This is a genomic window from Bradyrhizobium sp. WSM2254 (assembly GCF_000472645.1).
Lineage (GTDB): Bacteria > Pseudomonadota > Alphaproteobacteria > Rhizobiales > Xanthobacteraceae > Bradyrhizobium > Bradyrhizobium niftali.
Map to the genome: position 1 here is coordinate 12,495 of NZ_AXAB01000057.1, position 26,320 is coordinate 38,814.

The following is a 26,320-nucleotide window of genomic DNA, read 5'->3' on the forward strand; positions in this document are numbered from 1 at the left end:
CACAACATCGAATTTCGCACGCCGAGTTCGCTGTTCTATTCCGAGTGGTGTCGAAACTGGCGCGCCCGAGACGATTCGAACGGGTGACCTTTGCCTTGTGCGGATCCGTCGATCGACGAAGGGCAACTCGCTTTTGCGGTTGGATTTTCCACTGTAAGCCGTTGATCTCCAATGCTTGGATTTTGGCTTGGTTGGAAAAATTCTCTTGAAAAGTCAATGCCAGCGCCATGTCTCTTAATCAGCGGGTCCCAGGTTCGAGCCCTGGTGCGCCCACCACCCAAAACTCATTTCTCTTCAATGCGTTATTGGCAGAGGCGTTGAGAACAGAACGGGTCTCGTGCGACACTTTTTGTGGTCGCACGCCGTGCTACGAGTGGCGAAATTCGTAAAACGTTCGTGCTGAAATCCCGCAAAGGGTGGCACCGATTGGCAGCGTGTCTCGCGGCGAAAATCAACGAGAGAGCTGCGCGCGGTCGGTATGCATTTGCTAGGTCTTCCGGCGGGCGATGGGAATGGTGATCCCACCTGCAATTCGAGCAGATCGATGCCGGAATCGGCGCGATCCGCGTCGCGAGCTACGACAAGAATGGTTCAATAAACGTCCTGGCCCGAGAGCGTAACCACGGTCCGGATCATGATGCGAATGTCCAACCAAATGCTCCAATTGGTGACGTACCAGACATCGTATTCAACGCGTTTCTTCATCAGGTCGATGGTAGGTGTCTCGCCGCGAAGGCCGTTCACCTGAGCCCAGCCGGTGAGGCCGGGTTTGACGTGACGGCGACAGGCATAATTGCCAATCATCTGGTCGTAATAGTTGTCATGCGCGAGAGCGTGCGGCCGCGGACCCACTAGCGACATTTCTCCGCGCAGCACGTTCCACAGTTGAGGCAATTCGTCGATGCTGGTCTTGCGCAAGATCCGCCCGATCCTGGTAACCCGCGCATCCTGTTTGCTTGCCTGCTTGATCTCGGAACCATTCTCCGAGACCGTCATGCTGCGGAATTTCCAGATGTCGAACAACCCGCCGTTGAAGCCGCGGCGCGTCTGACGAAATATGATGCTGCCCGGGGAGTCGAGCTTGACCAGCAGCGCCGTCATGACAAGCAAAGGGGCAAGGAACAACAATCCGAACGAGGCAAGTCCAATATCGACGCCGCGTTTCAAGGCTCGCTCGCTGACCGAAAGAGGCGCTCGCTGGATTTCGATCGCGACTGATCCGCCAATGGGTACGAATGGCCGCGATACAAGGTCGGCGATTTCAAAATCCGGCAGCAGGCGAACCGGATTTGGCACCTGGCGCAGACATTGGCTTAGGTGTTGAAACAGCGGCAGGTCGTTCCAATTGAAGGCAAGAAGAAATTCGTCGGCGCCTGCTGTGCGCGAAATTCGAATGATGGTCGTCAGCTCGCGCTCAATTGCTGCGTCGTCAGACTTTAGCGTAGCGTCCAGAACGAAGTGACGTACCACCTGAAAGCCGTTCTTGCGCAAGTCCTTGAAGCGGCTTGAAGTAAAGTCGAGCGGCTCGCCGCTGATCAGCACGACCCTTCGTTTGACGGAATGTCTTCGCGCGAAAGAAGAGTTCAAGGCGAGGCGCCAGATCGCGCGATGCGCGCCCAGACCGACAAGGCCGGCCGCTGCAAACAGAACGATAGTGATGCGGGAGAGCTCGGCGGTCGATCTGAGCAGGAAAGCAGAAAATGCGAGAATCGCGAGTGAGAGAAGCCACACGGATGAGGCCTTACGCAACTGCCAGCTCGTATTGGCCAGATTGTGGTTATCGTAGCATCCTCTGAAGAAGGCGATCGCGACGAACGCGGTCGCCACAAGCAACGCGACGCCGACCGAAAGTTCTCGCTCGGCCAGTGTTGCCATGAATTTGCGGTGAATTTGGTTGGCGGCAACATAGCTGAGCAGGATGAGCAGGAAGTCGCCTGCCATAATGGCAAATTGAAGCGGTCTTTGCAGTGAGACGCCGCGTCTTACCAACATCGAGGATGAGGACTTCGAACCGTATGTGGTTAATGACATAAGGGGCTCATTCCAAAGACTGCACGCGGCAATGCACTAACGAAAGCAAGGGTATATTCAAAAGCCTACATCGAGAGACTACAGACCCGATGATATCGATGTAGCTCCACGCGACATTTCGGCGACGGAAATCGCGAGTATCAACTGCGTTAGGGTGCCTATCGCGGCGTCAAGGTCCGCAGACACGGCGAGGGTCCAGCTGCAGTGCGCTGCGTGCCGGCGGCTGTAGCAGGAAGCGGAGACTCGGCCAGGGGTGGAGGCGGGTCTGCGACAAACTGCGCGGTGCTGCCCGAAAAGAAGTAGAGTGTGGACCAATCCGGGGAGAGCTCGACCCAGTTGCTGTTGCCGGCCCCTCGATTATTGGCGCCGTTGTGCGGCGAGTCCGGAGAACGCCACCAGTCGGCCCCAACGTTGGCAACCACTTTCATTTCGGGGTCCGTCGTCTTCATGTCTATCTGGACGTAGACAGAATCGACGGCTCCGGCGGCGAAACCGCCGCGTCTCACGAGCCACATCAGGTCGTTGCGGCCGGGAGGGGGACCGTCAACAAGGGTGCCTCCATCCGTCTGAACTTCGATCTTCATCTGGACAGCAACGTTCTTGGGAACCATCGCGTCAAAATGGGCTCCAACGATCTCGTTCTCTGTCTGGTCCTGCACCAGGATCCATTCCTTCGTGCTGCGAAGGCGTACAAATGTCTTTCCGTTGGCGACGAGGATCTTGCCGTCCTTGTTCGGTGTGTTCGCCCCGAATTTTGGAAATACCGATGCCATTCCTGTGACGGCATTGAAGTCGGCGGGAGGTTCGCCGTTCTCGGGCTTGGAGGCGCCGTTGCACCAGGAGGATGTCTTGGGGGCGCCGGCAGGATATGCCTGGCTATACCCAACGCTGTTTTGCGCGATGACCCTCGAAGCGAGACTCACAGAGGTGACGGCGTCCGGTCTCCCGCTCGCCGCATCGGCACTCTCCGTGGAGACGGCCAGAATTCCAATGAGGCCTAGCGACAGGAGCCAACCCGAGGCAGATCGCTCGAGGACGTTACGCGCAATAGCAGCGGGCCGCGAGCAGGACGGGACAAAATGGCAAGTGTCAGACATGGACCGACCCATAACCAGTTAAACGTCTTCTCATATCGTAGGCACCGGGCGCGCGGCCGACTTGACGATCGTCAAGAATGGATCTGCGATTTGGGGCCGATCAGCCGCGTGTTGCTACGGTTAGCTTGTTTGACGTCGTAACCCTTCGCTCTCGGATACAACGACGTCTGCGACGCTACGCTTATTCGCTCGCCCGAGACCGTCGATATAGCGCCGAGCCGGCGTTTCAATCACAAAGTAGGAGAAATAGGAGATGGCGAATATGATCAACCAGGAAACTATGCAGAACGGGACCATCAGGCCGGGCGACGCGTGAAAGAGCTTGTCGGCGATTGCATTCATGACAATCAGAATCACCAGGGAATGCCACATATAGATTGAATAGGTGAGTTGGCCTAAGGGAGCTAGGCGCTTCACAAAGGGTGGTGCAGTACTCTGATCGGCCGCCATCGCGGTGATCGCGACGACATACACGAGCCCCAGCGAGATGAGATGATGGGTATAGGTGATCATCGAGATCAGCAATAGCGCCATTGACAATAGCAAAGCTCGCCCCGGCGCAGGAATGATCTGAATTTTGTGCCGAAAGCAAAACAGGCAAATACCAATCATGAAGGAAGGAAGCGCCCTGAAGGGCGGCCACACGTCGACCCACGAGCGGTCGACGGAATTGTGAGTGAGATCGACGGCGATCATGGTAACAAGAACAAGGAAGGACGCCGCCAGAAGCCCAAGCCTTGATCTGACCGCTGCCCAGGCGAAGAGCGGAAACATCAGATACATCACCATTTCCGCGCCAATCGACCAGGATACACTGCTGAACGAAATTCCGTTGCCGCAGGTCAACATCGCATTGAGGAGAAGGGCGGTTTCCGCGATGCATGTCGCCTCAAAAGATGGTTGGTGATTTCCCGCCTTGCCGAGCACGACGAATACAGACCAGACAATGATAGAAGCCGCCAGCGTCAACCAGTGCAGCGGCATGAGCCGGCCGACACGTCGTTGGAGAAATGATCCATAATCGGCGAGAGACTCGACTTTTCCCTGATAGACATGCGCAATAACAAATCCGGAGATCACGAAAAAAAGGTCAACGAACAGGGCAAGGCCGCTCGGTAGCGTAGGCCGAATGGCCGCCGGAAAGAAGAACTCGAAAGAATGTCGAACTACGATGCCGATAGAGGCGACGAATCGAAGCAGATCCAGATGCAGCATCTCATCGGATGCAACGCGAAGAACTGGAATTGTCCACGCTTTGACTGTCATGTCGCCGCGTTCCGGCTTGTTCGTTGGCGACACGGCGGGTTGTTACGGCGGACTTTGGCCAGTGTTCCCAGTGTCAGAGCAAAGGCCAGAAGGCAGTCGTTTGAGAAGGCTTGCGCGGTTGCTGTTGAATCGGCAGGGATGGGGCGTGAACCGGCCTCAATAAGCTGCTGCCGTCCGTCTGCCGACGGAGAAGATCTATCTTTGTCGTTGTCCGCTGAATTCTTCCACCGGCTGGAACGGGCCCCGGGAGCAGCCGATTTGCCTTGGATGAGAATCTCGCCGCTTCGGGTCGGTGTCGAAGGGGGCGCGGGCAGTATCTCCTTGACCAATCCGCGCAGCGGCGGAGCTGGGCTCGCGCGAAAGCCATCAGCGCTCATGGAATAGAATCCGATCGTCTTCCACTGAGTCGAAAGTTCGATCCAGTTGCTGCCACCGATCCCTGGATTGTTGCGGTGGTCGTCAAGATAGGGTGCTCGCGCGTCGCGCCACCAGTCGGCGCCGACCATGGCCACGAGATGCAGGTTCGGATCGGTAACCCTCATCTCCATCTGGACATAGACGGCATCCACAGCGCCAGCCGGATAGGTTCCGCGCGCCTTGTACCAAAAGTGATTGTTGTAGCCGGCCGGAGGCGCACCAAAGGCGATCGTCGTGCCGGCCACAGGGGTGGCTTTCATCGGAATGGCAACATTACCAACGAAGTCTGAGACGAAATGTCCTCCAGTCAATTGCGTCCTCGACTGGTCTTGCACCAACGTCCATTCACCAGTGTGCTTGAAGCGAACGTAGGTCTTGGCGTTGGCGACCTCGACGGCCGCGTCAGGATTTGAATACGGCGGTGACCCCACCTTCGGATAGACTTGTCCCCAGCCTTCGACCGCGGTGAAATCCGCGGGCGGCGACCAAAGCCCGCCATCATTCCAACCCTGGTACCAGTTGTAGCTTGGGGGCACGCCTGCAGGAAAGCCTTCGCTATTCCCAGGAGTGTTCTGTTTGATGAGATCTGACATTGAGAAGTCCATCAACTACACTTCCTTGCTCATGCGCTGGACGGGCTGTGTGCAAGCCATTTCGGCGACGTAAACCGGCCCGCGTAGCAAAAGAACAACGTCATCGATGTGAAATTATCGATGAGGTTCTCGGATAGAAAGTAGATGAGGAGCACCGTGTACATGGTCTTCGCCGCCCGATCCTTCAGCGAAAAAACGATGGTGAAGACGAAGATGGCGAAGACCAGGAAGTTCAGCAGCCCATACTCTGCCAATACGCGCAGGTAGTCATTGTGCGGCGGTAGCGGCAGGACAGTCAGGACACCGGTCTGACTTGCGCCATATCCGAACAATATTCCGCCGATTCCGAGCGATGAATATATCTGCCATATGTTCGTCCAGTGTGTGACGCGGAAGAACGCAGACATGTCCGTCGTTCCGGTCAAATCGATCAACTGTTTTGTCGACATTCGGGCGACGGTGCTCGGATCGAGGCTCCAGATCAGCGCGATTGCGTTCAATCCGGTTATCAGTCGATCCAGCGCGCCGACGGCGTAGGCTGCAACGCTGGCGCATGCCAACAAGATGAGCGCGACGAAGACCTGTGGTCGCAATGGGAAAAAAGACCAAAGGCCAATGGAGATGATGGTCGCCAGGGCTGGGCCAACACGATTCATGATGGCAGCGTTTATGAACTGTGCGACCAGGACCTTGTTTCCGAACCAGGGAGACAAGGCAAAGAACAGGGCCGAGAAGTACAACGCTGCCGTGTTTGTGTTCGGGAAGTAGGAGAACACGTCAGGATATTCGATACCGGTATAGACTTGAGTGTGGCCGATCACCTTGAACAGGAGCGGCAATGCCGCGAGCACATAGATGCAACGCTTTTCGGACGGCTGCACCCGCTCGGCCATACCGCGGCCCGCTACGTAGAACGAGTAGATTGAGACAAGCTTCAACCCATCGGACAGCTCGAAAGCGCCAAAGTTCACCAGGTAGCTCGCGCCTGTGAAGATGCAAGCGAGCGTCAACAGGGCATTGTAAAGGTAGCTTCTCTCGTTCGCGATCAGCACGTGGCGCGCAGACCACAGGATCAGAAGCAGGCTTGTCGAATTACTCAGGACGTTGAATACCGTCGAGCCGGTGAAATGATAGAGAAAGGTCAGGCAGTTCAGGAAGACGAGCCCAAAGCAGGTCACCACGAAGAAGCGACCCTGCATGGTCGTCGAACCGGAAGCGAGGTGCGGTGTACCCTCTCTTCCCAGAGCTAGATCGTTCACAGCAGGCGTACTCCGCGCTTCTGACCTTTCGGTTCCGCGTCGCCCCTCCGAACGGGAGCGCCCTATCCGGGACCGACCTGTCGGATCAACATGTCGGGAATTGCCAAGTCTGAGTTGACGATCGTCAATACCCGCCCGAACGCTTCGGTGGACCTTAAGCTGTCAGAAGAATTGGAGTCGACAGTGGAACGTGGCACGAGCAGTGTATTAGCCAGCGCGTTCGGTCTGTTATGGCGTCGGCAATGGGTCATATATCTGTGCCTGTTGCTGACGTCCGGCGCGGCCTTTCTTTACTACGCTGCGGTTGGAGAGCGCTACGAAGCATACGTCTTGCTTCGCGCCGGGCAGGGGATCAAGGAACGATCTTCCACTAACGCGGCGGCCACGCCGTTCGGGGAGGGCGTTGACCTCCAAAGCCGAATGGAATCACTGTCGCGCATCGCCAAGATCGATCTGGTCATCCTGGAGGCGGCGAAGAACGTCGGTTACGAGAGACTATCGTCCGACTCAAACCCGACGCTTTTGGCCAGAGTTATGGCATGGGGAAGGGAGATTGATCTTCGAGACGTGTTCGCCAAAGAGCCTGCAGAACCGAAGGCGCAGGCGAAGCCGGTTGACGAGACGGAAGAGGACATAGAGCGCAACCAAGCGGGCATTCTCAGCTTGCGAGACCGCGTGAACGCGAAACAGGAGGGGCGCTCCGATCTATTGAGGATAACATTCCGTCACAGGGATCCGGTGGTCGCCGCGAGCTATCTGAACGAGCTCGCGAACGCGTTGGTCACCGTGCAAAGCCTCGACGTGCAAATGCCAGGTGCACAGGAGTTCTTCCAGCAACAAACGAAGCGGCTGGAGGAGGAGGCCGAGATAGCAGCTGCAGAACTGAAGCGCTTCTCCGTCGAGGCCTCGATCTATGCCGTCGACGACCAGCGGCAGCTGCTTCTCAAACGTGCCAGTGATCTGTCTGCGCTGATCGCCACGACGCGAGGTGCGATCGAGGACAAGAAGGGGCAGAAACTGTCGGTCGCCGACCAATTGGCCGTATTGCGGCCAGTTGCGCAGAACAAGGCCGTCAGTCGGATGGTAACCACGCTCGGAGGGCAGGATGGCCGTAAGGGTCTTGACCCGGTCGCAAAGCCGCCTGAGCAGTTTGAGGAGCAGCCGCCGTTGCTTCTGATCAAGGTCTACCAGGACAACATGGCGACGCTGATGAAGCTGAATGCCGAACTCAATGGGCAGATGGAGCTCCTGAATCAGCTCGGTACTGAGCTCGAGAAGGTAAACAAGGAGCTGGCGTCGCTTTCCGCGAAGGAAGCAGAATACGGGAGATTGAAACGAGTTCTCGCGACCTCGTCGTCGGCCGCCGCACAGTATGCAACTCGAATTCTCGAAGAGCAGATAAGCTCCGAAGTGGCCAAGAAGAGCCAACTCTCCAGTCTTAGAGTGGTGCAGAAGGCGATAACGCCAACAGCGCCGGTGTTTCCGCAAGTCTCGCAGCTTGTCGCATTGGCAGTCGCTGGCGGAATTCTGCTTGGCTTAGGTGGCATCTTCGGTCCCGAGCTTGCCAAGAGCACCATGTCTCCGGCGCCCAACCCGGTCACCGCCGTTGAGGATCACGATCCGATAAAGAACTTGTTGATGGCCGTTCAAAGAGGGGATGGGATGAGGGGGCTTCATCCCGTCGGATGGGCTGACTACGAGGAAAACGGCGCCGGGATTGGCGCACGATCACCCAGAATGCCTCCACTGAAGGGGTGAATAGAATAGTGCCATGAGAGTGCCATGTGACGCGTCGGTAGCCGTCGCCGGTACCAAGGGTAATCCTCGACATGAAGATATTCAGCATTTGTTGCGTTCGAGACGAGAACGACATTGTCGGCGAGACGTTGAAAGCGGCTCTCGAATGGAGCGATCGGATCTTCGTTTTTGACAATGGAAGCGTCGATGGAACCTGGGAGACGCTTCAGGACCTCGCGAATTGCTATCCCAAGATCGAGCTTGTTGGCCACGACGATCGGACGTTCACCGATGAGCTCCGTGGCGAAATATTTGAAACGCGACGGCATGTAGCGTCGCCGGGGGACTGGTGGTGCAGGCTCGATTCTGACGAGTTCTTCATCGATGATCCGGCGCAGTTCCTTGGGAACGTGCCCCAAAGCTATGGCTTCGTTCTTTCGGCGACAATGAATTTCTATTTCACGGACGCCGATTTGAAGAACTACGAAGAGAACCCGGCTGAATGGCTCGCCCGCCCCGTGCAAGAGCGGCTCAGGTACTATCAGAACAACTGGAGCGAACCGCGATTCGTTCGCCATCGAGGCGATCTCCGTTGGGGCGGACTGATCTGGCCACATAATCGCGGACGGACATCTCCGTCGCGGATACGTTTGAAGCATTTCCCATATCGCTCGCCGACGCAGATATCCAAGCGACTGGCGATACGTCAACAGCAGCCGGGGCTGTTTAAGCACGAGGCGAACCGAGCGCTTGCGAAGGGCTTGCAGCCTGACTGGACGGAAAAAGGTCCAATGCCCCTGCATGAGCTGGCCTCCTGGCGAGATCGCGTGAGGGAGGCCGCTGAATGTGACGTTGATCGGGGCGATGGAATGTTCTTCACGCGCGATGATCTGATGCCGCCACTTCCATCGCCGGCCTTGGACCTGGTGAAGGTCGGCCTGCGGCGGACCCGAGTAGGGAGAGCAATCGTGTCACCGCTCCTGAGATGGCGTCGAAGCCAATTCGGCAGGCGGTGAGCCGTCTGTCCTACCCGCGCGCGATATAACCGGGAAAACCGAGCTGGACTGAAACTGACAGGAGCATAGACATGGTGGTGAAAGACCGACTGAAATCGTTCGTGAGGTCAGCAGGATACGAAATTCGTCGTCATCATCCGAGTTTGGCGGAGTTCCTCCGATCCCGTTCCGTAAACCTTGTTCTGGACGTCGGCGCGAACGAGGGCCAGTTCGTACACGACCTAAAATCGCAAGGTTATACGGGGAGGATCGTCTCCTTCGAGCCGGTGGTTGATGTGTTCAAGAGACTAGAGAAGAGGTGCGAGGCCGATCAGAAATGGGAGTGCCGAAATTTGGCGCTGGGCGATGTCAACGGCATCATCCAGATCAATGTGAGCAAGAACACGGCCATGAGCTCGATAGTCAACCAGACGGAGATCGGTCGGAACAGCATCTACGAATCCCAAGTGGTTCGCATCGACAAGGTCCAGATCGCCACGCTCGATTCGATATTTGAGGAGTTCGTCGGCGAGCGTGTTTTCCTGAAGGTTGATACGCAGGGATTTGAGCAGAGCGTCCTGCGTGGAGGTGCAAACTCGCTTCATCGCCTGCATGGCGTTCAACTCGAATTGCCCTTGATCCATCTTTATGAGGATACCTGGAAGTTCGATGAGGCACTCCGCTTCATGCGAGAGGCTGGCTTTACGCTGAGCCAGTTACGTCCTGTGACCTACTACTCCCGGGATTCCGCGTCGCTTCTCGAGGTAGATTGTGTATTCAGGCGGACGCATTACGCTGATGGTCTCAGCTGCGACTAATTGCCGAACATTCCTGAGATCGCCGAATCTGCCATTAGGCACCCACTCGGCGAGAATAGGCGTTTGAGATCGGGAAGCCGAACAGCAGCCAGTAGCGCCACAGGGCCATGATGAGTGACGTCAACAGGATTGCCGCGCCGGCGCCATGGAGCCCGGCGAACGGCAACAGCGCCAATTGTGCTATCACCAGAACGCCTACCGAGGTCAGATTCGTGACCGTCGTCAGACGGTCGAGATGCGCTGTAAACAGGGCCAGCGCGCCGAAATCGGCCATATAACGAACCGCCAGTCCAGCTACGATCAGCCAGAATGCCGACCACTGGGCGACGAGCGCGGGCTGAGCGATCCATGGCAGAAGGACCTGGAAAGTAAATCCGACCGCCGTGCTGAGCGCAACAGTCGCAAGCGCAGTTCTCTGCAGGAAGCGCCACGCCAGCTGACGATGCGCCGAGGGGCCGCTAGTCCGATATGCGCTGATTAGCGATGGGCGCTGCTTTTGCTGAAGAACCAGAGACAGGAAGGTGGTTGCGGAACTGCCGACCGTCCAGAAAAGGAAGTAGACGCCGGCGACTTTCAGACCCAGGAACAGTGTGATCAGGTAGCGGTCGATGTATTGGCTCGTAATAAAGCCTAGGTCGCTCAACAGCATGAGGAAGGACTTCCGGATCGCGTCGGTGATCACTGAAAGTCGGAGCGGCCGGGAGAACGATGTCAGCCATGGCCATGACCGGCTCAGGAAGGCGAACAGCCACACCGAGGCGACCCCTCCCACCAACCAGAAGCCGAACAGATACGGAAGCGACCTGAAGCTGGTGTCCCAAACGGCGAGCGGAACATAGATGAGGATCCAGGCTGCGCCGCGAATGAAGCCGATGGCGTTCGCCCAGGCGTGGCGCTGCAGGCTTGAAAGGAGGTAGAAAATGTCGTTGCCCACATGCTCGAACATGATCACGGCGACGATGATGATCCAGAGAGGCGGAGTGCCGAGGAGGGCGGTCACCAGCGTCGCGATCGTCAGAAGAACCGTGTAGGCAAGGGCCACGAAGCACCAATAGTGGCGCATGCTGTCGATCATTTCGCTGGTGGAAGCCGTTACGGCGTCGCGCATCAGCAGGTGGTTCATACCGAGATTGACCACGATCGGAACGGCTGCGATCGCGCCGGCGGCGAGGCCATAGAGACCCAGCGACGACAGATCAAGATAGCGGGCAATGAACAGGGCGAGGCCGAATTTGCAGCCCATGACGCTCGCCCGCATGGCCATGACCATTAGATCGACGAGGAGGCGGCCGGGTGAGTCGGGCAAGACTGGTGTGCTCATGATGCAGGCAAGGAATCAGGCATGACAGATCACCATCGCATTCATCTCGCGTCCGGTCAGCTCGATCGGAAAACCAATGACTTTCGGGGCAGCCTATGGGGGCAAGAACCGGCCAAATTTGAGAGGCGTCAATAACGGTTTAGGCCGACATGCTGTGGCCGACCGTGCGATTTCTGTCAGGCTCGTGGGCCGGGAGACGGGCCACCATCCGTGCCGTTACCGTCAAGCGAGTTGTTCCGGGGTGCTGCGCCTCAGGCGACGCAGGCGGGCGGCGAGAAACGGCGGACAAAGGGCGACAGCAACGAAACGAAGGACGGCTTGCAGGCTCACGCCGTGGAGATCCCGGCGAAATTGCCAAGCCACGCTCGACATCTCCGCTATGCTCGCACCGCCCTTACGAAAATCTGTCAGCGTGATCAGTCCCCGACGCGCAAAGCAGCGCCGGGCCTGGAGCTGAATGGTTTTGCGCAGCTGTGTGTCCTGGACACTGGATTCCGCAGTCTGCGCGATCAAATCGGCTACCTTGCGTCCGTCGTGCAGGAGCTGTTCCACCCCCAATCGAGCCGTCTCGGAATCGTCGTGATAGGTGTAGGTCGCACAGGCCTCGTTGATGAGACCTGCTTTGCCGAGAAGTAGCAGCGGCGCCCATGCAGCGACGTCGGCTGTGTGCGGTAGATCCAGCGGGATGCCGCCGCGCTCGCGCAGGAGGGCAGTGCGCATCACTACGCCGCATACGTTAACTGTGATCTGGTCGGTCAGGAACGCATTCAGAATCGTGGTGCCGTCCCGAATGCCGGTATCGAGAGTCCGACTGACGCGCGGCGGGCGCGTCTGGCCGAGCGAGGCCGCATGTAGATTGCTTAGGGTAATGACGATTGGAAGTTGCGGGTATTGGTCAATGAGGGCCACGCATCGCTCGAGCAGCGACGGCATTATTCTGTCGTCATCGGAGACGAGGATGATGTATTCGCCTCGGGCATTCGAGAGACATGCATTCCAATTCGGCAGCAGGCCAATGTTCGTTTCCTGGGTGATGACGCGCAATCGTGGGTCGCTAAATTCGTCCAAGGTCTGTGCGGTATCGTCTGGCGAAGCATTGTTCGAAACGAGAACCTCGAAATGAGGGTAGGTCTGCGCCAGGGCTGAAGCGATGCATCCCTTCAATAGGGCGGCCCGGTTATACGTGGGAATTGCAATCGTCACGTAGGGATGGCTTGCCGTGGCCGGAGGCATACGACTCGCGACCGCATTCGCATGCTTCGAGGGCGGACACTCCGTGATATTTGCCGAATGTGTCATGGAATTTCGATTGTCAGACGTGTCGTCGCGGCAATCGCCATGAGACGCTCGATCCGGTATTGCTTGGTTCCCGATCGGAAGTGAACTTGCTGGAATGCACGGCCAGCTCCTCCCACGTGTGAAATCGCACAAAGGCGTCATGGACGGCGAACGGCATCATTCTGGGCGCGCCCGGCGTCATCTAAACTGCGACAGACGGGGCCGAGTTGACGGCTATCAATTCCGTCGGCCGTTGTTCGCCAGGCCGCGGCTGCTTGCGTGAGGGCGTTCCGCGCGGGCGGGCGCAAAACAAAATGCGGGGGCCGTGAAACGGCGCCCCGAGGTTTGGTCTATCCCATTGCGAGAAAACTAGTGTTGGGCAGGCAACGAGAGCGTCTGCACGAGTGAAGCGTTCGGATCGACGGCGAGAGGCCCGTTCGTCACGGCGCCGGCTGTGGTCGCATCGGTCGCGGTATACTGGCTCAGTAGCGCGAACGCCTGATTTGCACTGCTCAGCAGGGACGCCGAGGCAGAGCTCGCCGGCTTTGCAACCAAAGATACATTGTCATAGAGCGCGCCGAGCCCGTCGCTGCCTTGGCTCGTAACCTCGCGGAATGTCACGCGATCCTGTCCGCCCGTACCGGTCACCGTGAAATCATAGTTTTGCCAGGTGCTGTCGGGCGGAACGACCCCAAGGACCGAGCCATTCCAGAGGACTTCGATCGAGCAGGTCGAGCTTGTGAAGCCCGGCCGCGAGCGCGCATCGAAGGAAAGGACGTATTGCTGGCCGGCCACGGTTTCCACATCCTGGTAAAGTCCGTCGCGAGCTCCGGCATAGTCCAATTCGCCGTAATTGCCGCCGTCACTTGCTTTCACGCCGTTCAGATTATTCCAGAGCTCGATGGTTCCGCCACTGATGGCGTGCCAGCCCGGAATAGCATCGAAGGCCCCCCAGCGGCCGGCTTGGAGGGGCGCCAGCGCAGATGACTCGAACGATCCGTTCACCAGGAGATTCTTATCCGCGGCCCCCGGTAGTGAATCGGCAGGCGTCGCCGTGGCGACGGTGAGTTGGATATTGTCATAGAGGGCACCCAGGCCGTCGCTACCCTGGCTGGCTACCTCGCGGAAGGTAAGGCGATCGTTGCTGCCGGTGCCCACGACCTTGAAATCAAAGGTGTCCCAACTACTGCTAGGCGGAACGGTCGCAATGACTGAGCCATTCCACAACACTTCGATCGAGCAGGTCGCACCGGTGAAGCCGGGTCGTGACCGCGCATCGAAGGACAGTTGATAAGCTTGTCCAGCGACCGTCTTGACGTCCTGGTAGAATCCATCTCGCGCGCCGGCATAGTCGAGCTCGCCAAAATTGCCGCCGTCGCTGGCCTTGACTCCACCGAGATTGTTCCAGAGCTCGATCGTGCCGCCGGAGATCGCGGTCCAGCCGGACACCGACTTGTAAGCTCCCCAACGCCCGCCAGCGAAGGGCGCCAAGGACGTTGCCTCGAACGACCCGTTGACCAGCAAGTTATTTCCAGTTGCCGGTGGTGAGGTGACGGGCGCGCTCACCGTCACATTCAGGGCAGCAGATTTCGTGCTGACGTTGCCCGCAGCGTCAGTGGCCATCGCAGCAAAGGCATGGTTCCCGGCAGCCAACTGGGCCGTTGTCAGGCTCCAGGCGCCGCCCGCGTCAGCTTTGGTCGTGCCAATCACGGTCGTTCCCTCAACGACCTTAACCGTGCTGCCCGCTTCCGCCGTGCCGCTCAACGTCAGTTGCCCGGTGTTCGTCGTCTTGGCCGCGACGGTACCACTATCCGGTGTGAATGCCGTGATCCTGGGGGCCACCGGCGCCAGCGTGTCCACAAGGATGCTGCGAGAAGCGGATTTTGAACTGACGTTGCCTGCAGCGTCAGTGGCGGTTGCGGTGAAAGCATGATTGCCGTCCGGCAATTGGGCCGTGGTCAGGCTCCAGGTGCCGCTCGCACTGGCCTTGGCCGTGCCAATCACGGTGGTGCCCTCAAATACCTTGATGGTGCTGCCCGCTTCTGCCGTTCCGCTCAACGTCAATTGCTTGGCGTTGGTGACGTTGTCTCCGGCGGTACCTGTATCCGGCGTGAGTGCGACTATCGTGGGTGATGCCGGTGCCACCGTGTCGGAAGGCTCGACCGGAGGTGAAGATCCAAGCAACGGCGGAGGCAAGTCTGCTTGGAACGCCGCAGTGCTCAAGGAGTAGTAACCGACCGTCTTCCACTGGGTTGATAGCTCAACCCAGTTGCTGCCGCCGACACCTGGATTGTTGCTGTGATCGGCAAGAAACGGAGCCGTCGCGTTGCGCCACCAGTCCACGCCGACCATGCCCACCAGCTTCGCGTTGGCATCGGTCGTCCTCATGTCCATCTGGACGTAAACGCCATCGACCGTGCCAGCCGCGTAGGTCCCGCGCGATCCATACCAGAAATGATCGTTGTATCCGGCCGAAGGCGCATCAAAGTTCGCCGCTCCGTTTGACAAGCGAGTCACCGTCATCGGATAAGCTGAGTTACCGGCGAAATCAGAGACGAAATGTCCGCCTCCGATGCCAAGCTTTGACTGGTCCTGGACCAGCACCCACTGACCGGTCTCCTTGATATGAACGTAGGTTTTTGCGTTCGCGACTTCGACGTCCGCACCTGGAGACGCCGGAGCGCCTTCCTCCGTATAGACCTGCCCCCAACCCTCGACCGCGGTGAAGCCGGCAGGCGGTGTCATCTGACCGCCAGGATTCCAACCCTTGTACCAACTGTAACTGTGCGGAACACCGGCAGGATACCCCTCGCTCTGCCCAAGCGTGTTCTGTTTGATCAGCTCCGATAACGAAATCCCCATTTCACTTTCCTAGTCGTTCGAATGTGTGAATGTGAGACAGCATTCAAGGCTGCCCGCGAACGTGCGAGGACAGAACGCACGATCGACGTCACGCCGTTCGCGCCAACTAAACGCTGTTTCTGCTGATACTCGAAAGTTGCAAGAACCGGCCGGACGCCCTGCGGCCATTGTCTCGCATTACCGAAATCGGACTTGCCGAATCACCCTGAGCCTTTCCAGAAAGCATGAACCAAGCCGCAGTAAAGTTCAATCGACGCGTCGCAACGAACTCTTTGCAGCTTCTGCGACTGCACTCATTTTGAGCAACCGGGTCGTCAGCGCAACGACCTACAAATGCAACCCGGCGCATTCGTGTTTTACGCTTGCAACAGAATCTGTCGTCAATGTGATTGATTTGTTGCGGAATGGGGTAGCAGTGAGGCGTTCTCTCATCATCACCGTGCAATAGGGGCGTATGCCTCTTGAGGCAGCAGGAGCCGCTTGATCGCTACCCCTGCTACAGCGAGGAAATACCGGCCGATTTTGTCTTTCGCCCGCAGTGCGGTGGTCGCACGTTGAGCACGTTGCGTCGAATTGTCCCGCCTCAGTGAGGCGCATGCCGCCTCCGACCTTTGAAGCTTTGAGCATCGACCCGTCGACGAGTACGGTGGTCGAAATCCGTGCGACGAGAGGGTGTCCGCATCTCTTATTGTTGCGCCGCTCATTATTGAGCATCGTCAACTCGATTGGAACGGTTGGGTCTAAGCGAGAGGAATGGCGTCTCTTCTGTGGTTCGCCGAAGGGTTCGAGACGGAAGGCATCACGTGATCGGCTTTCGTGCACAGACCGGAATTTCGAGTGTTCTATCGGACTGGCTCGATCTTGCACGCGGCCTCGCCGCCGTCGAGGTCCTGGCATTCCATTCCTATCAGTTGATGTTCATGGAGAAGCTGCCGGGCGAGAGTTACGACCCGGCAATGAGAGCGGTCTATTCCATTCTGTGGGCAGCAAGCGCGAATGGCCCCGCGGCTGTTCTCGTGTTCTTTGTTTTGAGCGGTTACCTTGTGGGCGGGCCCGCTCTGGTTAGAGCCTTGCAAGGACGGCCGAACGCAGTCGACTATTTCTCGGCGCGCTTATCGCGCCTCTATGTCGTGCTCCTGCCCGCGCTGACGATATCCTTCTGCCTCTATATCTCGGCCCGGCAGTCAGCGGGGTGGCAGATATATGTGTCCTCGCATCAGGACGTCTACAACAATGCGGTCATCTTTCACGCGCCGTTTAGCGCGGCCGCTGCGATCTGCAACGGCCTGTTTCTCCAGACGATAGCCTGTTCGGAATTCGCAGGAAATGCAGCCCTCTGGAGCTTGTCGAACGAGTTCTGGTATTATGTGCTGTTTTTTGCGCTGATTTCGGTGCGTAAGAAGCCAGCCTACATCGCGATGATCGTCACGGTCTTCGGGCTGTTTGCGCTCGCCGAACACCATGACACCGGCGGCACGCATGTCGGTCTGAAGTTTGTCTTCTTTTTTTTCATCTGGTGCCTCGGCGTGATCGCCTATGCGGTGGTTGCACCGGCCTGGGCGTGGTGCTGCTGCTTTCTCTTGAGCATGATGGCACTGTATTTTCTCACATTGAAGGGCCTCTTCCCTCAATGGGCCTCGTTCAGCATGTCGGTCGGATTAGGCACGGCCGCATTCATTGTTGGTATAGACCATCTGAAGGTGTCGCTGCCTTCATCTCTTCGAGCCGGCAGAGAGCTCGCAAAGTTCAGCTTTTCCCTCTATGCGGTTCACTATCCGATCCTGCTGCTCCTGAACGTCACCGTTGCCAGTGATCGCCAGGAATTCACGCTGGCCTCGATCGGGCTTCACGCAAGTTTCATCCTGGCCTGCCTGTTCACAGCGGCAATCTTCTATCTCGTTTTTGAAAGCCGCACCCCAACGATCCGTGACTGGTTGAAGGCCAAGATGCTTCTCGGCTGGACCGGCGGCCGTCTGCTGCATCCGACGGTGGTTGTTGACGCCGCCGCTCTGCCATACGCATTCGCATCTGATCGTGCCACGGTGCCCCCTGCCGCCGCTGGAGCCGGACCGTCCTTGCCGTCGGCTGCCTCTGGAATGCCGCTGAAGCAGGCAGAACCGTCGCGAGGGCACCTTGCAGCGGTTGCAACTCGAGTCCCGATGGCGTTGCTCAACGACGGTCATGTATTGCCCCAACTCGGCTTTGGAGCCTGGCAGATCGACAATGCGATTGCGCCGGAAGTCATCACATCCGCGATCAACGCAGGCTATCGCTTGATCGACACTGCTGCAGATTATGGAAACGAGAGCGGAGTGGGCGCGGCCCTGAAGCGGGTAAGAAACCAGTTCTACATCACGACGAAGCTTCGCAATGAGGATCACGGATACGATCGGACAATGCGTGCGTTCGACGCAAGCTCTGCCAGATTGCAACTCGACGTAGTCGATCTCTATCTGATCCATTGGCCATGCCCTCAACGGCGGGCATATATCGAGACTTGGCGCGCGCTCATCGAGCTCCAGAAGCAGGGACGTGTCCGGTCGATTGGTGTATCGAACTTCATGGCCGATCATCTGGAACGCATCGTGCATGAGACCGGCGTCGTACCGGCGGTCAATCAGGTCGAGCTGCATCCAGCGTTCCAACAGCGCGAGCTGCGGAATTTCCACGAGCGCTATGGCATCGTCACTCAGGCATGGAGTCCGCTTGGGCGGGGCGCGGCTCTCACCAATCCGAGAATATTGGCCATCGCAGAGCGGTGCGGCTGTTCGCCTGCGCAGATCGTGCTTCGCTGGCACTTCGAAAATGGCACGATCGCGATACCGAAATCGGCAAACGCGGCCCGCATGGCCGAGAACATCGACGTGTTCGATTTTGATTTGACCAGCGACGACCACGCGGTCATTTCGAGGCTCGATCGGCCTGATGGAAGGATCGGCCCCGATCCTGCGACCTATGGGCAAATGGGCTTATTTCGTCGACTGACCCGTCGCCTCTCGAGGACTTGAGGCAGCTCGGGTTTTGTTTTCCGTGGCTCCCCCCGGTTGGCTCATATCGCTCAGTTTGTCGGAGCCGGCGGCTTGGCAGGCGCAGTACCGGCTTCAACTGGGCGGCGAAACAGCAAACCCCACGCGGTTACCAGCATACACCGCACTCGATCCCCGAGCATTGAGACGAACGCCAGGATCGGCTTCTTCCCCGCCATCACCCTGGATTCGAGCAGATGCCAGGATGCAATCGCGAAGATCGAAGTCACGGCAAGGCTGATCCCAAAATTGACGTACCAAATGCGGTAGTTCGGCAAGAGCTGAGCAACTGTTTGCTGAACGGGAAACCCGTAAAGATAGATGCCATACGAGTAATCGGCCACCCGGGTGACAGGTCCGACGTTGAAATTGAGTAGCCCGAGATAGACCGTGAGGTAGCTGACGAAGAGTGCGGCCAGATCCTCCCCGGCGCGGTTCGAGGCGAGCACGGAAGCAATGAAGCCTACAAGGCTGACCAGCAGCAGCCAGCGCGAAAACACGATCCGGGTTCGATTCAGGAACAGCGCCACTCCGCACAGGAAGGCGAGAACTAGCATCCGGCCCGGAGGAGCGGCAGTCGAGGCGGGCTTCCCGCCAACAATGTCACGCAGCGCCAATACGCACACGACGAACAGGACTGCGAACAAGAAGAGCCGGTGACGCCTCGTCAAGCCGATTAACGCAGCCGCACTGATGGCAACATAACATTCGAGTTCGTGCGGAACGGTCCAAAGCTGGCTGTTGACCATGTTTGCCACGGGCAAGTCGGAAAATACGCCGGGCAAATAGAAGTGAACGTCACCGATTGCATTGAGGAAATAGCGAAGGAAGTCGGGGTCAGTGAAATATTGCGACAGGGCCAGGTTTGTGAAGAGCGGGCCGATCAGCATAGCCGAGATCACGACTTCCGCAGTCAGGGCAGGGAATATCCTGATAACCCGCAGCGTGACGAACGCCGGAAGGCTGTTCCGCTCGAGGCTTCCTGCGACGAGGAATCCGCTGAGGGCAAAGAAGGCGGGGACGATAAGCCAGACAGCGGGCTTCAATGATCCACCATAGAACCATTGCTCGGCGGGCAAACCGTAGCAAACCGCGACTGAGTGCCAAAGGATGACGGCGACTGCCAATGAGATGCGCAGGAGATCGAAACCCGCGGGCCGTCCCTTCGCTGTGTCCCACTTGTCACCGATCGATGTCATCGCGTGTTCTGCCAGGGTTGTTGGCGTTCGCCTCGATCTCTGAATATCGGCAGCGCCGATCGGCAAGTTGATGAACGTCAAATCGTTACGCACGCGAACGCTTGTGATGACGCGGCGAGCGGCATCAACCGATGTCGTTCTGCCGAGTTGACGGTCATCAACTTGGTCGTGCCTCCAGCGAGCTACGGTCCGAACTGCGCCATCCGAAAATGCATCTGCGCATGTTTCGGTGGGGAACCTAGGACAGGAGATCCCTATGAAGGTTGTTATTCTCGCCGGCGGCTACGGTACGAGATTGAGCGAGCAGACTTCGGTGGTGCCGAAGCCGCTGGTTGAGATCGGTGGTCGTCCGATCCTGTGGCATATCATGAAGCTCTATTCCCATTACGGCCTCAACGAGTTCGTCATTTGCTGTGGCTACAAGGGCACGGTGATCAAGGACTATTTCATGAGCTACTTGTCTCACCAGGGAGACTTCACGCTCGACCTTCAGCGCAACCGCATCGAAATGCATCGAAACGGATCGGAGCCCTGGCAGGTGACGCTGGTCGATACCGGAGAGAGGACGATGACCGGGGGGCGCCTCAAACGAGTGCGCGAGCATCTCGGGAATTCGACCTTCTGCATGACATACGGCGATGGCGTCAGCGACGTCGACATACGTGCGCTAATCAAATTCCACCATCAGCAGGGCGCCCTGGCGACGGTCACCGCGGTCCAGCTACCCGGCCGCTTTGGTGCGATCAATCTCTCGTCTGACCGCCCCCGCGCGGCCGGCTTTCGCGAGAAGGACGCGAGCGACGGTCAGGTCATCAACGGAGGTTTCTTCGTTGTCGAACCTCAGTCCCTCGATCTCATCGACGACGACAGTACGAGCTGGGAAAACGAGCCGCTCGCCCGTCTGACCGAACAGGACCAACTGGCTGTCTACAGGCACCGTGGCTACTGGCAGAACATGGACACCTTGCGCGACAAGGCCATTCTCCAGGATCTCTGGGATACCGGAGATCCACCCTGGTGCGTCTGGAATAAGGGCGGTGCCGCGAATGGAAGCACCAAGATATCGCACCCCGCAATCGCCGATCGGGCAACAATCTGAGGAGATGAAGCAGATGCGCGTTCTCTTCACTGGAGCTGACGGATATATCGGTGCGGTGCTCGGCCCGAGACTGCTTGAGCACGGTTACGATGCGATCGGGATCGATACGGGCCTCTACCGCCGCGGCTGGCTGTTCGATGACGGCAGGACGCGGCCAATGGTCATGTCGCGCGATACGCGGCAGCTGTCACTGTCTGATTTGGAGGGGTTTGACGCTGTGGTGCACCTCGCGGAGCTCTCTAATGATCCGCTGGGAGAGAATGATCCTGCGATCACGATGGAGATCAACCATCGCGGCTCCGTAGAATTTGCCCGCAAGTGCAGGGAGGCGGGAATCGGGCGATTCATCTATGCGTCCTCTTGCAGCATCTATGGAGCGGCCGGCAGCGAGGTGAAATCCGAGATGTCTTCTTGTGAACCTCAGACGGCTTATGCGCGATGCAAAGTGCTCGTCGAGCGCGATCTCGTCGAACTGACTGACTCACGGTTCACGCCCGTGTTTCTGCGTAACGCCACCGCGTTTGGAGCGTCTCCCCGGCAGCGCTTCGATCTCGTCCTGAACAACCTTGCGGGGTGGGCGTTCACAACAGGGAAAATTCGCGTCATGAGCGACGGCACCCCCTGTCGTCCGTTGGTCCACATCGAGGACATCTGCCAGGCCATCCTGTGCGCTTTAGACGCTCCCCGCGAAGCGGTTTGCGCCGAGGCGTTCAATGTCGGCGATGAAAGTCAGAACTATACGGTGCGCGAGATCGCGGAGATCGTGAACGACACTTTCATCGATTGCGATCTTTCGTTTGGCCCGAGTGGTCCAGACAATCGCAGCTATCGCGTCTCCTTTGCGAAGATTAGGGCCCACATGCCGAATTTCCGCTGCCAATGGAATGCGCAGCGTGGCGCGCGGCAATTGAGCGGGGTATTCCAGCGCATCCAACTAGACGAAGCGACCTTCAATGCCGCGCCATTTACACGCCTTTCGGAGCTTCGACACCTGCAGCACACCGAGCAGTTGGATCTTCATTTGCGGTGGACGCCGATTCCCGAAATCGTGCCGGCGCTCGCGCGCACTTAGCGAGAAGGTTCGCGTATTTGTCTGCCGACGCCGATGGAGCCAAGTCGAGGCCCGTCGGCGCGGCAGCGTTGGGAAACGAATTGCCATAACCAGTTGACTTTTCCACAACCAATCGTAATATTGTTGCAATGCGGCAATCCTAACTTTGGGTGGCAGCGTATAGCCGGGGGGAAGGGAACACCGAGCAGAAGTACCAATCGGTGAGGTTGTTTTGCCGTTTCATCAGTTCAAGCTGCCAACGATGTGAGAGTCCCGGGTAAGAGTACGGGATTGCTCGGAGATTGAGCAGTGCCAGTCATTCTAATAGTTGATCAGCACAGTGTTTATCGCAGTGGTCTCCGAGAAGTAGTTGAGGCCAGGTTTAAGAAGTCCCGCGTCATAGACACGTCACAGCTCGAGAATTTTGAGCTGGAGACAGGCATCGATTTGATCCTGGTCGATCTAGGTTGTCTTAATCAACGTTCGCTCGCGGTTCTCTCGGAAGTCGTTGACTTGAGGCCCGCTACTCGTATTGCAGTGATGTCGGCTTCGAGCAGCCGCGCGGACGTGCTGAAATGTCTTTCGGCTGGCTTTCATGGATTCTTGCCCAAGCTTCAGTCGGATGAGGAATTGCTGTCCGCGGTCGGCGATTTGCTGTCTGGACGCATCTATGTTCCGCGGTGGTTAGCCGATGATGATGTAGGCCGACCAGAGCCCCCTCAGACGGTCAACTTCAATTTGGAGGCTCTGCGATTGACGCGCCGGCAGAACGAAATTCTCCCGCTGCTGGCCCAAGGAATGTCGAACAAAGAGATTGCGCGCGAGCTAAGCATCGCGGAAGGAACCAGCAAGATCCACACAGCGGCGCTCCTGCGCGCGCTTTGTGCCCGTAATCGGACGGAGGCGGCCTTTATAGCCGCGAAGTTGGTCGGGCCCAGGGACAGGTTGGCTAGCAGAATGAGAAGCAAGAGGTTCTCGATCGACCGGGGTAATGGCTCAGGCCCAGGTTCGGAGTTGATCGTTGGCGATCGATGGGCGCAGCCCACGGACAGGCCTCTCTTTCGAAGACCAGCCGGGTGAGCGCTGCATTTTCCAGCTTGCGCGCGCTTGGCAACAACGTCTTGCTCGGCGCCGGCTGCTAGAGATGCAATCCCGGGGCCGTGTCCCCGGTGAATGTGGAGCTCGACAGGGCAAAGCCCACCTACGCGCCTGAGATCTTGTCCTAGCGGGTCGGCAGCTTTGTGGAGACTGGAGAGTCGCCGGTAGGATTGGGTTGCGACACGCCAACGCAACTGAGGAACCACCGATGATCGACGATATCATGAAGCTCCGCACGCTCGTGGACGAACAAGGTGAAAGCCTTATCGTCCGATCGAAGGCGACTGGCTATATCTGTGGATCGACGCCACCTAAGTGAAGGGTGAGCCAGCAGGGATGCATCGTCCCGGTCGCGGCGATCGTCGCCGTCGGCGTCAACGGCGATGGCCGGCGCGAGGTTCTCTGCAACGGATATTCGTCTCCTCGAGGTCGACGCGGCCTTCGCGGCGTCGTCTCCCCCCAACGAGGACAAGGTTCTCAACGCCAGCTGGCAGCGTTGCCGCGTCAACCTCATGCGCAACGCTCTGGCGCACGCGACTGGTTGCCATGGGAATTGTGGAAGCCTCGTGGAGGCTCGTCGCTTCGGATGAAATCGTGCAGCAAGGGCAATTGCGCTCCTCAACCGCAACTCTTCCGAAAAATCGATCCGACAGAAGGCGCTGTGTAATTGGGCACAGGTGATACGCGCGTGAGCACCTTCACTGCAAGCTTGCACGAGCTTTTTGCTCTTTTGAGCGCGGCATAGGCAGCGAATAGTTTTTTCGCCCGACGGATTAGGCCAACCGGCTTATACGGAACCCGTAGAATCCTAACGCTTTAGCCTGAATATCCTTCGGATTAGGTCCGCCTACACTTCAACGTATTGGGTTACGTATTGAGGTGAATTCAAATGCTTACAGAATCCGCTTTACTCCAGGGTAAACTTTCTTCGCAAGTTCATAGATCGACCAACGTTCCCGATTTTCGACGCCCGTCTACGTCCTTCGTGCCTCGCTGCAGGGCTCTCTTTTGGGAAGGAGAGGAAGAAGCTCAGAAGATCGAGATCGTTGAGGGGGTCGTGCGGGCAGTCCGCCTTCTTGAGAACGGAAATCGCCAGATACTTGCTTTCTACTGGCCCGGCGATGTCGTTATGCCGACCCATTCAACCCATCAGCAGTTTACTGCAGAGGCCGTGACAGATTGTCGCGTTATCCGATCGAGGACCTCTGGGGTGTGCCGGAGCGATGAGCCCTGTGGGGCTCACCAGGTGCTGGCAGATACCCTCACCTTGGTGATGACCATGAGCCAGAAGAACTGCGTGGCGCGCATCGCCTGGCTCTTGTTGCGCATTCGGCCACACTTGCCTGCGGACCCCAAACGTCCTGGCGCGCTCCGACTTCAGTTACCGCGGGCTGATATCGCCGATCACGTTGGGACGTCGCTCGAAACGGTTTGTCGTACCCTGGCCGAGTTCAAGGCGAAGAAGGTCATCGACCTTCCCAATCGCAAGACGATCAAGTTCACCGATCTTGAGGGGCTCGCGAGGATTTCCAACGGGCGAGCCGTTGATTAAACCGTTTCGTGTTGTGACGTCTCGCCGCGACTGTTCTTTGTGGTTCGCGGCGGGTTATCCTCGGATGCCGAACGTGATTAGATTGAGGCTATCACAAATACAACCCGCCGCGCGCTAGGCTTTGATCGATTAACTGGCTTTCGCATCGCTTGAACCACGAACTTTCGTTCTCGACGTTCCGGCCGAAGTCGAAGTGGCCCGTCGACGGAACACCGGTGCGACCGGTCTGCCAATCAGATGGGCTTCCGGCCCGTCCTCCAACGCCTTCTGATATACGGCGAGTGCGCCGTCGATGGCCTCGATGGTTCGGTCGATATCATCGTTACTGTGCGAATAGCTTGTGACCAGTGAGGGCGCTAGCAAGCCGCGGCGGATTGTCTCCTGGAGAAACAATGTGCGGAAGGTCTGTGATGGCACTCCGTCACGATCACAACAAGCATAGACCATATTGGACGTCCGGCCGGCGAGTTTGAAATAGCGGGATAGTCCGCGGCGCTGCGTGGAGTTTTCGATGCCGGCCTTCAGGCGACTTCCTTGGCGGTGGAGCGTCTCGATGACTGGTTCGTCACGATAGGTGTTCATGACGGCCAGGGCCGCAGCCAAAGCGTGAGTCTCGGCACCATGCGTCGTCGAAAGCAGGAAGACGCGATCGCGATCGTGATTAAGGCCGCCCAGCTCCATGATTTCACGTCTGCCGAGCAGCGCAGAAATTGCGATGCCGTTGCCCATCGCCTTGCCGAAGGTCGATAGGTCGGCCTCAATTCCATGGTGACGTTGGGCGGAGCACTCCGGCCATCGAAAGCCAGTGATCATCTCGTCGATGATCAAGAGGGCACCGTTCCGATGACACAGTTTGCGCAGTGTGGCGAGATATCCCGGCGTCGGCGGCACCTCCTTTTCGGCTTCGAGGATCAGGGCTGCCACCCGACCCGGGTATCGGGCAAACAGCGCCTCCGCCGAGGACAGGTCATTGTACCGGAATCCCTGTGTCAACTGCGCCATAGCCCGAGGAATGCCGGCGTTCATGGGTGTCGTGCAGATCGCCCAGTCGTCGTAAGAGAAGAAGGGCTGATCGGAGCAAAGCGCTATCATGTCCCGGCCTGTATAAGCTCGGGCAAGCCGGATGGCGGCCGTCGTGGCCGTCGATCCGTCCTTGGTGAATTTCGCCATTTCGGCGGCGGGGACGAGCTCGATCAGGCGCTCCGCACATTCGACCTCAAGTGCCGAGGGCCGCGTAAAGTTTGTGCCTTGTGACAGCTGCCCGACTGCGGCCTTCACGACAGCTGGAAAGCCATGGCCTAGCGACACCGCGCGCAGCCCCATTCCGTATTCGATGAACTCGTTGCCGTCGACGTCCCATACATGGCAGCCCAAGCCTCTCGCGATGAAGCCTGGCGAGAGGAGGGGGTACTGATCGTCGCCCTTCGCGTAAGTATGTGCTCCGCCCGGGATCGCGGCGCGCGCTCGAAATCGCAGCGATCCAGACGTTGCGAAGTTGTCCAGATTTGTTTCCGAGAAAAAACTTGACCTAATGTTCATTGCCAAAGCCCTCTCAACGCGCGATTTTCGAAGAACCGCAGTTGCGCGCCGCCCGGCTGCATTTGATGACACAAGGATGTCA

General features: G+C 58.1%; 18 protein-coding genes and 3 pseudogenes. 11 read left to right on the plus strand and 10 right to left on the minus strand.

What is annotated here, in order from left to right; genetic code table 11:
- Positions 1-591: 591 nt before the first annotated feature.
- The 5 genes from A3M7_RS0133285 to A3M7_RS45310 form a co-directional block, all read right to left on the minus strand.
- On the minus strand, positions 592-1,941 hold the full coding sequence (locus A3M7_RS0133285) for an undecaprenyl-phosphate glucose phosphotransferase (protein WP_245284371.1): 1,350 nt from the start codon (positions 1,939-1,941) through the stop codon (positions 592-594).
- A gap of 248 nt (positions 1,942-2,189) precedes the next feature.
- Positions 2,190-2,804, minus strand: coding sequence for a hypothetical protein (locus tag A3M7_RS49100; RefSeq protein WP_156937050.1), 615 nt, complete (start codon positions 2,802-2,804; stop codon positions 2,190-2,192).
- Between the two features lie 444 nt (positions 2,805-3,248).
- The gene (locus A3M7_RS0133295) at positions 3,249-4,394 is read right to left on the minus strand and encodes an acyltransferase (RefSeq protein WP_084302747.1); all 1,146 of its coding nucleotides are present in this window, start codon (positions 4,392-4,394) and stop codon (positions 3,249-3,251) included.
- A complete protein-coding gene (locus A3M7_RS45305; RefSeq protein WP_156937051.1) occupies positions 4,391-5,404 on the minus strand; it encodes a hypothetical protein in 1,014 nt (337 codons plus the stop codon). Before A3M7_RS45305 ends, A3M7_RS0133295 begins: the two co-directional genes overlap by 4 nt.
- Positions 5,405-5,433: 29 nt before the next feature.
- Positions 5,434-6,603 carry an O-antigen ligase family protein gene (locus tag A3M7_RS45310; RefSeq protein ID WP_049823839.1) on the minus strand — a complete coding sequence of 390 codons (1,170 nt, stop codon included), beginning with the start codon at positions 6,601-6,603 and terminating at the stop codon, positions 5,434-5,436.
- A 150-nt stretch (positions 6,604-6,753) separates the two neighbouring features.
- On the opposite strand from A3M7_RS45310, the gene A3M7_RS45315 reads away from it, so the two are divergent.
- From A3M7_RS45315 to A3M7_RS0133320, 3 genes are all read left to right on the plus strand, one after another.
- Positions 6,754-8,421 carry a hypothetical protein gene (locus A3M7_RS45315; protein ID WP_049823840.1) on the plus strand — a complete coding sequence of 556 codons (1,668 nt, stop codon included), beginning with the start codon at positions 6,754-6,756 and terminating at the stop codon, positions 8,419-8,421.
- 71 nt (positions 8,422-8,492) lie between these two features.
- Positions 8,493-9,416, plus strand: coding sequence for a glycosyltransferase family 2 protein (locus A3M7_RS45320; protein ID WP_049823841.1), 924 nt, complete (start codon positions 8,493-8,495; stop codon positions 9,414-9,416).
- 71 nt (positions 9,417-9,487) lie between these two features.
- A complete protein-coding gene (locus A3M7_RS0133320) occupies positions 9,488-10,213 on the plus strand; it encodes an FkbM family methyltransferase (RefSeq protein WP_084302748.1) in 726 nt (241 codons plus the stop codon).
- A 34-nt stretch (positions 10,214-10,247) separates the two neighbouring features.
- On the opposite strand, the gene A3M7_RS45325 is transcribed toward A3M7_RS0133320, so the two are convergent.
- The 3 genes from A3M7_RS45325 to A3M7_RS45330 all read right to left on the minus strand — a co-directional run bounded on the left by A3M7_RS45325 (position 10,248) and on the right by A3M7_RS45330 (position 15,674).
- Positions 10,248-11,534 (minus strand): lipopolysaccharide biosynthesis protein, encoded by a 1,287-nt coding sequence (locus A3M7_RS45325; protein WP_156937052.1) that lies wholly within the window; start codon positions 11,532-11,534, stop codon positions 10,248-10,250.
- Between the two features lie 222 nt (positions 11,535-11,756).
- Complete coding sequence (locus tag A3M7_RS0133330) at positions 11,757-12,767, minus strand: glycosyltransferase family 2 protein (RefSeq protein WP_027547802.1); 1,011 nt, start codon at positions 12,765-12,767, stop codon at positions 11,757-11,759.
- A 414-nt stretch (positions 12,768-13,181) separates the two neighbouring features.
- On the minus strand, positions 13,182-15,674 hold the full coding sequence (locus A3M7_RS45330) for an Ig-like domain-containing protein (RefSeq protein ID WP_156937053.1): 2,493 nt from the start codon (positions 15,672-15,674) through the stop codon (positions 13,182-13,184).
- Positions 15,675-16,477: 803 nt separating this feature from the next.
- Here A3M7_RS45330 and A3M7_RS50790 point away from each other — a divergent pair.
- Together A3M7_RS50790 and A3M7_RS50795 are read left to right on the plus strand one after the other, a co-directional pair.
- Positions 16,478-17,560 (plus strand): annotated as a pseudogene (locus tag A3M7_RS50790) (acyltransferase family protein); the annotation flags it as partial.
- Positions 17,561-17,770: 210 nt separating this feature from the next.
- A complete protein-coding gene (locus A3M7_RS50795; RefSeq protein WP_371090229.1) occupies positions 17,771-18,682 on the plus strand; it encodes an aldo/keto reductase in 912 nt (303 codons plus the stop codon).
- Between the two features lie 50 nt (positions 18,683-18,732).
- Here A3M7_RS50795 and A3M7_RS45335 read toward each other — a convergent pair whose 3' ends face one another.
- Positions 18,733-19,992 (minus strand): acyltransferase, encoded by a 1,260-nt coding sequence (locus A3M7_RS45335; protein WP_245284372.1) that lies wholly within the window; start codon positions 19,990-19,992, stop codon positions 18,733-18,735.
- Positions 19,993-20,155: 163 nt separating this feature from the next.
- Between A3M7_RS45335 and rfbF the strand changes: the two genes are divergently transcribed.
- From rfbF to A3M7_RS50800, 6 genes and pseudogenes are all read left to right on the plus strand, one after another.
- Positions 20,156-20,998, plus strand: coding sequence for a glucose-1-phosphate cytidylyltransferase (gene rfbF, locus A3M7_RS45340; protein ID WP_049823846.1), 843 nt, complete (start codon positions 20,156-20,158; stop codon positions 20,996-20,998).
- Positions 20,999-21,011: 13 nt separating this feature from the next.
- Positions 21,012-22,070 (plus strand): NAD(P)-dependent oxidoreductase, encoded by a 1,059-nt coding sequence (locus A3M7_RS0133365; protein ID WP_027547803.1) that lies wholly within the window; start codon positions 21,012-21,014, stop codon positions 22,068-22,070.
- Positions 22,071-22,358: 288 nt separating this feature from the next.
- On the plus strand, positions 22,359-23,129 hold the full coding sequence (locus A3M7_RS45345; RefSeq protein WP_049823847.1) for a response regulator transcription factor: 771 nt from the start codon (positions 22,359-22,361) through the stop codon (positions 23,127-23,129).
- 285 nt (positions 23,130-23,414) lie between these two features.
- Positions 23,415-23,683, plus strand: a pseudogene (locus A3M7_RS51375) (transposase); the annotation flags it as partial.
- Between the two features lie 353 nt (positions 23,684-24,036).
- Positions 24,037-24,330, plus strand: a pseudogene (locus A3M7_RS51380) (hypothetical protein); the annotation flags it as partial.
- 96 nt (positions 24,331-24,426) lie between these two features.
- Positions 24,427-24,699 (plus strand): helix-turn-helix domain-containing protein, encoded by a 273-nt coding sequence (locus A3M7_RS50800; RefSeq protein ID WP_245284373.1) that lies wholly within the window; start codon positions 24,427-24,429, stop codon positions 24,697-24,699.
- Between the two features lie 129 nt (positions 24,700-24,828).
- Here A3M7_RS50800 and A3M7_RS45355 read toward each other — a convergent pair whose 3' ends face one another.
- A complete protein-coding gene (locus tag A3M7_RS45355) occupies positions 24,829-26,238 on the minus strand; it encodes a glutamate-1-semialdehyde 2,1-aminomutase (RefSeq protein WP_049823849.1) in 1,410 nt (469 codons plus the stop codon).
- Between the last annotated feature and the right edge of the window lie 82 nt (positions 26,239-26,320).